This is a genomic window from Duganella qianjiadongensis (assembly GCF_009857915.1).
Lineage (GTDB): Bacteria > Pseudomonadota > Gammaproteobacteria > Burkholderiales > Burkholderiaceae_D > Rugamonas > Rugamonas qianjiadongensis.
In genome coordinates this window covers 1-5,721 of record NZ_WWCM01000041.1, presented here as the reverse complement: position 1 = coordinate 5,721, position 5,721 = coordinate 1, and the positions used below count along the sequence as shown (strand labels likewise).

At 46.3% G+C, this 5,721-nt stretch carries 9 protein-coding genes and 1 pseudogene; 4 read left to right on the top strand and 6 right to left on the bottom strand.

Annotated elements, in window-relative coordinates; genetic code table 11:
* Nucleotides 1-62: 62 nt before the first annotated feature.
* From GTP27_RS24320 to GTP27_RS23070, 5 genes are all read right to left on the bottom strand, one after another.
* The gene (locus GTP27_RS24320; protein WP_371865989.1) at nt 63-167 is read right to left on the bottom strand and encodes a hypothetical protein; all 105 of its coding nucleotides are present in this window, start codon (nt 165-167) and stop codon (nt 63-65) included.
* 17 nt (nt 168-184) lie between these two features.
* Complete coding sequence (locus GTP27_RS23690; protein ID WP_202417029.1) at nt 185-724, bottom strand: hypothetical protein; 540 nt, start codon at nt 722-724, stop codon at nt 185-187.
* A 65-nt stretch (nt 725-789) separates the two neighbouring features.
* Nucleotides 790-996: a hypothetical protein gene (locus GTP27_RS23080; protein ID WP_161041434.1), complete on the bottom strand. Its 207-nt coding sequence runs from the start codon at nt 994-996 to the stop codon at nt 790-792.
* Nucleotides 997-1,043: 47 nt separating this feature from the next.
* Nucleotides 1,044-1,529, bottom strand: coding sequence for a hypothetical protein (locus GTP27_RS23075; protein WP_161041433.1), 486 nt, complete (start codon nt 1,527-1,529; stop codon nt 1,044-1,046).
* A 998-nt stretch (nt 1,530-2,527) separates the two neighbouring features.
* Complete coding sequence (locus tag GTP27_RS23070; protein WP_161041432.1) at nt 2,528-3,322, bottom strand: hypothetical protein; 795 nt, start codon at nt 3,320-3,322, stop codon at nt 2,528-2,530.
* Nucleotides 3,323-3,520: 198 nt separating this feature from the next.
* On the opposite strand from GTP27_RS23070, the pseudogene GTP27_RS23065 reads away from it, so the two are divergent.
* Nucleotides 3,521-4,144 (top strand): annotated as a pseudogene (locus GTP27_RS23065) (tyrosine-type recombinase/integrase).
* A 32-nt stretch (nt 4,145-4,176) separates the two neighbouring features.
* On the opposite strand, the gene GTP27_RS23060 reads toward GTP27_RS23065, so the two are convergent.
* Complete coding sequence (locus tag GTP27_RS23060) at nt 4,177-4,467, bottom strand: H-NS histone family protein (RefSeq protein WP_161041431.1); 291 nt, start codon at nt 4,465-4,467, stop codon at nt 4,177-4,179.
* Nucleotides 4,468-4,792: 325 nt separating this feature from the next.
* Between GTP27_RS23060 and GTP27_RS23055 the strand changes: the two genes are divergently transcribed.
* From GTP27_RS23055 to GTP27_RS23950, 3 genes are all read left to right on the top strand, one after another.
* On the top strand, nt 4,793-4,981 hold the full coding sequence (locus GTP27_RS23055; protein WP_161041430.1) for a hypothetical protein: 189 nt from the start codon (nt 4,793-4,795) through the stop codon (nt 4,979-4,981).
* Between the two features lie 61 nt (nt 4,982-5,042).
* The gene (locus GTP27_RS23050) at nt 5,043-5,342 is read left to right on the top strand and encodes a hypothetical protein (protein ID WP_161041429.1); all 300 of its coding nucleotides are present in this window, start codon (nt 5,043-5,045) and stop codon (nt 5,340-5,342) included.
* A 179-nt stretch (nt 5,343-5,521) separates the two neighbouring features.
* Nucleotides 5,522-5,721, top strand: a 200-nt coding sequence (locus GTP27_RS23950) for a DUF6765 family protein (RefSeq protein ID WP_371865988.1), incomplete at its 3' end; no start/stop codon positions are given.

The following is a 5,721-nucleotide window of genomic DNA, read 5'->3' as shown; positions in this document are numbered from 1 at the left end:
TGTGCTCGCCTTGGCATTCCATGACCATACGGACGGAGCGTTCGATTACTTCGGGCGAGTGCTTAGATTTTTTCATAGATCCATTTTCTCAAATAATGGAGCCTCCCAGTTTTCCGGAACGGTTCAGTCTTGAAGATTGTCATACAGGTTTGTCCTCCATTAACGATCTGGAGGTTCTCAACCTTTAGAGGACAATGAACTTGGTGGCTTCAGGATTGTAAACAATGCCATTATGCGTAACTTTATGTTTAGATGCGGAAAGGGCTGGGCGATATTTTTTTACGAAATACCAGGGAGCCTTAAATAGTGGCTTACATTTGTGTCTCCCATCTGGAAGCACCAGAAATAAATCAATGTTGGGTTTACCAGGTTTATGAGGAATTACCCATTTCTCTCCCTTGAAAGTTAGGAAGGAGTAAGGCTCAGGAACAACTCGGATGGCTTCATAAGCTTTCAGTATCAAAGGTTCTTGAAAAGTGTGGAGGTCGATTTCAACACCTCCGCATTCTGCGATAATACCTTTAATTATTACCGGCCGATCTTTCCTGTTTACGAGAACAACGGAACTAATTCGTTCTCCTATACTGCTGACACTCCACACGTAGGAGAATGAAACGCCAGTACCTATTTTCTTGACTGCAAGGTAAAAGCTAAATGGAAAAATAGCTAAGCCAGGCACAAGTTTGAAGAATTCCTGAAAAGAGAAAATAAGATCGCAAGCCATTTCGATGTTCTACAAATCTACTTATCAATCGTTCACAATGGGCAGATATTGGCCGGTTGCGGCGGTTAACGAAACGAATGTCGCGCCGGATTATCCAGTATCGCAACAGCCGTTTGATGAGCCTGTTCGACGGTAAGCTTCGCTTCTAGAAGCACCTTCGTAACGTTCGACAATCTTCTGGATGCGACTGCGGTATCTAATGCGTCAAACAGCTGAAAATACGCCAGTCGCTCATTCACGGTCATGGCCCTAACATCTGTATCGTCATTCATTTGGACACCTTATATTTCCGTTCAATCCGAACGACTCCTATTGGCCGCTAGTCACCAACCGTAGAATTTTTACTTAGGAATGTATTTAGTACAGAATCAAGTAGCGTCTCAATTTCCTCATCTGACGCTTCGTCGATATGGGCAACGCTGAGGTGCTTCAAAAAACCTTCCTCACGTAGCATGGCTGACAGTTGTGCCGGCACAGGTTCCTTCTTTTGTATCAAGCCGAGCGCCAAGGACGCAGTTTGCACATTCGAAACGTGCGCGATTGCTACCGAAATACCGTTTGGATTTTTTTTGTCATTAACATCGCGCTGGAGATATAGATACAATTTTCCTGCTGGGAATTTTTCCGAAATATCTTTCTTTGCCACCATTAAACGTGTGCGGACACCTGCATCTATCCTTGCGGAAAGCTGTGCATCCTCGCAAATTACAGCATATGACAAGCGCTGAGCTTCCCCGGCCTGGCAGTCTGCGAACGTCAATAATGAAAGGACGAAAGCTATAGCAGGCGTAGAAATAATTTTCATTTTTTTAAAAGGTCAAAAGTCCGGTATTGGCCGGGTCAAGTCGATCACCATTCATCGGCCGATTGCACCGATCCCTCGGTATAGAAGTAGCATGCCTGCGCCAGCTACGCTAACGCAAAATACTACAGCGACTACTACTCCGGCGGGATTTCGTAAGCCTATTGCGTCAGCGAAAAATGCTAGCACTATCACTGCAATCAGTTGACCTGGAAGAATGAAACGAAGCGGACTTGCTGCCAGCGCATCGCGTCCCATATTTAACTTCCGGGCGACTAGCCATGCTGGTGCCCAAAGCACGACCAGGAATACAGCTATCAGCACCACGGCAATCAGTATTTTCATATCCCTGCGATTTCGAATAGGCTGTTATTTGGCCGAACTCAGCCAGATACGCTTGATTAGGATAGCAATTCAAGCACTAAAAAATTCCTCAAATTGTCACAACCAAGGAAATATCCTATTTGGCCGCTCGGATAGTTTGCAAATACTTCAAATTTTCGACTGCAGTAAAACCGGCCTGAAAACTAGCTGATATTGAACAGCTACAGAGGGATATTAAGCGCGCTCGTGGCGGCTCATATTACGCTTTTGCGGACTTATCCTATTGGATTGCTATTTTCCAAATTGCGATGAGATAAAAAGCAGCAACAATGCCCATTCCCCCCCCCCCGATTCCTAGGTCGAATTGAATTTGAAAGAATTGCCGGAGCACAGACCGGATAAGGGTGTAGATTAAAGGGAAAAAGATAAAGACGTTTCGCGTTACCTTAAGCATCTTCTCACAGGAGGGGCAAGTAGCGCTTCCTGTAAATCGTATCGACGACAGTACCTTGGACGATATTGAGTCCTCTCCACAACAAGGGCATTTCCGCACATTTCCTCCCGTTCCTGAATCTCTAAAGAGAAGTGTTCTGCAAGTCCGCTAGTGGCCGACTTCAGCCTACACTTTATTCAAGAAACGCAAAGTGCAACGAAAGGTTTCGGCTTGTCGAGTATTTCTACATGGCCATCTTTGCAGCCGCTTCTCGCTGAACCGCTAGCAGTGCCTCTTTCTGCAATGCGTCGGATTGGCGCGCCTGAACCGCTATCTGTTCAAAGCTCATGTGTCGTTCCTCGATGAGGTAACGCATCAGTACTCTACCTTGAAAGTATCTAAATGACGGCGACTCATTCGCTTTTCTCTCAGCGAGAAGTTTCATTCCTTCGTGCTCAGGAAAACTGCTCTCGCCAGCAATGTAGTCGCAGTAACCCTCCACTACCCAGGCCGGGGTCCTAAGACCGTTAATCAGACCAAGTCGGTCTCTGATCAAGAGGTGTGTCAACTCATGTGCGATCACTGATGACAAAGTGCGCTTGTTAAAGGTTGCTGCAGTTGCGTAGCTGGTGTTTTCTCTAATATCACCACGTGCAACAATAGTATTGCCCGTAAGCAGATTGGTGATGGCAAATCCCTCATTCATGGGCGCAAAAAAATTGTAGACTCCAAATCGATCGGATACAAAGACTTGATTTCGTTGGTTAGAATTCGCTAATTCTGATTTTTCCACCAATTTAACAGATTTATCGACAAGCATTTTTGTTTCCGGTGGAAGCGGCCTAGTTGAATAGATCGTAACCGTGGAAAAAGAAACATTATGAGGAAAAAGAAACTCTGGCATGAACTGCAGAATAATGAAGCCCACAGAAATCAGCGTAATCGACCATTGAAGGCCGAATTTAATGATATCAAATAAATTATTTGACTTCGGTTTTGGGGGCAGAATAAACCACCACTTTAAAAAAATGATTTTCATTGAAGGAGCAAAATAAAACTAAAGAATTCTATCCAAGATTACATTCGATCAGCATGTCTGCTTTGGCCGTTCTCGGCCCCACATGCCTCGGCCATAGGATACCAGCTTGCCGAAATGGAAATATCACACATTCCCACATGACCAAGCATTCCGCACTGACGGCGCGCATAGTAGAGGTCCAAACAAGGGAGGTCCATTATGAACACACTTACTTCCGCCTCGGAGCGCCGTGCTCCATGGAATAAGGGCAAACTAATTGGCCAAAAGGCACCGCTCCGCATTAGCGAGATATGGGCTATCAGGGGCAGACTTGAAATCTACGGGCGCCGGCGAGACATGGCGCTCTTCAACGTGGCGATCGACAGCAAATTACGTGGTTGCGATCTGGTGCAACTGCGAGTGCAAGACGTTTGCCATGGCAACCACGTGGCCAGTCGCGCCACTGTAATGCAACAAAAGACAAAGCACCCGGTGCAGTTTGAGCTCACTGCTGGCACGCGAAAAAGTCTGGTTGAATGGATCAGTTCTGCAGGCTTGAGGCACAACGATTATCTGTTCCCGAGCCGGATCGGAGATTCACCACATATTTCAACCAGGCAGTATGCCCGCATCGTACATCTGTGGTGAGAAGAAATTGGCCTCGATCCTACGGCAAATAGCACGCATACTCTGCGTCGTACCAAGCCCACCCTTATTTATCGGCGGACGAAGAACCTGCGTGCAGTTCAGCTCTTACTTGGACATACACGCCTAGAAAGTACGGTCCGATACCTTGGAATAGAAGTTGATGATGCGCTCGAAATGGCTGAACAAACTGATTGATTAGTAGGAGCAGAAAGCGCACCATCGACTGATCATCGAATCAGGTATTGATTCTTATCTTTACCTTCGAGCCACTTTGGTGCGCGACCGCGGCCAGTCCAAGTGCCGCCAGCTGCCTCATCCTTGTATTTGATCTCTACGGGTTTGCGAGGAGTCTTAGAAGCTTGCTTGGACGCGCCGCCAAGATCAGCTACGGTCAACCCATATTCGCTCATGATAGCCTTGATCTTGGCTTTCGCCTCGGCGATCTCCGCATGACGAGCGGCTTCAGCTTTCGCCTGAAGTTCTGCGATTTGCTTTTGATAGTCCTGGTACGAAGACATTACACGGCCCCTTACATGTGTTGAGATGGACTAATTGTACAAGCGACGAATTCGTCTAGGGGAACTATTGTGATAATCAGTGTATTTTCCTCACATGCTAAATGCTATGCTGAATGCTGGCTAGCTTCAGCCAATTGCAGAAGTAGCCAAAAGAGAAATGATGTAATCGGTTAGGCACCTATTTCGGCAGTTGATGTATGGGACTTGGTAATTAAGACCGAGGCCAGAAGGTCTCCTCAGCTCTCTAAATAAAAGACCTGCTGGGAACTCGGTACTGCACTTGATGTGTGACCGTCATTCGGCAGCTTGAAAAAGATAGATCGACATGGAAATTCAGCTAATAGAGACTTCAGCAGATTGCGCGAAAGCAATTAAGGAGATCGACTCGCTAATGTCAGCTGAAGCAGGTACTGCAGCAGGACTCCGATTAGAGCGTTTGGCAAAGCTCGTTCAGGAATATGAGGCCAAACATTTTCCGATCGATGGCCCTACCAAGCCGCCAGAGAAAAAATGACTATGCCCGACGACCGCGTCCGGCCAGAAACGGCCAGTCGAAAAATTGACAAAGGAAGCATATGGAAGAAAGGCAAGCTGACCTCAATAATAGGTTGAAAACCTATGGCACAAGCAGTGTAGTAGCAGTTGCCCTTGGTGTCGCAGTAGCATACATAGCACTAAGACCGGCGGCTTTCCAAGACTTCTTCATACTTAGTTTCGTATCCTTGATATTTATCTTTCTTGGCGGCGGCATAGGAGCGTATTGTTGGCGATTGCTTTATCTGGCTCGCAAGACATCCCTATCCTTGAGCGCCTATGCTTTAGGACTTACCGCAGCATCTATTCCAGTTATCTTTATTTATAAGATGTTGGCTTAGCCAGTCCAGCCGCATGTATCGATTTGTGGAAATGTGTGATATTTCCATTTAAGCAAGCTGGTATCCTATTAGCTTAGTCGGGCATCGACCAATTTCAGACCGTCCGTATATGAATAATGTAATAGGTAGCTTTTAACTCGAATCACTCATAAAAGATCTTTCAATTTCTAGGGACTATTATGAACATCGATTTCCATTATGGTGTGGCATACATCATTAGCCGACTAGGTGGTCTAAGCAAAGAAGATGCTCGGGTCGTGGCCCATGCATGCCAGTATGTCGATGACGCTACGACTCCAGGATTGCTTCGATTTAGTGGTGGGGAAACGTTCGAACGCTTTGCTAGCGCACACAAGATGTTCGATTACAAAAATGCCGA

What these genes read in the sequence shown, in the direction of transcription:
- GTP27_RS23060 (WP_161041431.1), bottom strand. Translation starts at nt 4,467, where the DNA reads ATGTCTTCGTACCAGGACTATCAAAAGCAAATCGCAGAACTTCAGGCG.
- GTP27_RS23080 (WP_161041434.1), bottom strand. Translation starts at nt 996, where the DNA reads ATGAATGACGATACAGATGTTAGGGCCATGACCGTGAATGAGCGACTG.
- GTP27_RS23690 (WP_202417029.1), bottom strand. Translation starts at nt 724, where the DNA reads ATGGCTTGCGATCTTATTTTCTCTTTTCAGGAATTCTTCAAACTTGTG.
- GTP27_RS23055 (WP_161041430.1), top strand. Translation starts at nt 4,793, where the DNA reads ATGGAAATTCAGCTAATAGAGACTTCAGCAGATTGCGCGAAAGCAATT.
- GTP27_RS23075 (WP_161041433.1), bottom strand. Translation starts at nt 1,529, where the DNA reads ATGAAAATTATTTCTACGCCTGCTATAGCTTTCGTCCTTTCATTATTG.
- GTP27_RS23070 (WP_161041432.1), bottom strand. Translation starts at nt 3,322, where the DNA reads ATGAAAATCATTTTTTTAAAGTGGTGGTTTATTCTGCCCCCAAAACCG.
- GTP27_RS23050 (WP_161041429.1), top strand. Translation starts at nt 5,043, where the DNA reads ATGGAAGAAAGGCAAGCTGACCTCAATAATAGGTTGAAAACCTATGGC.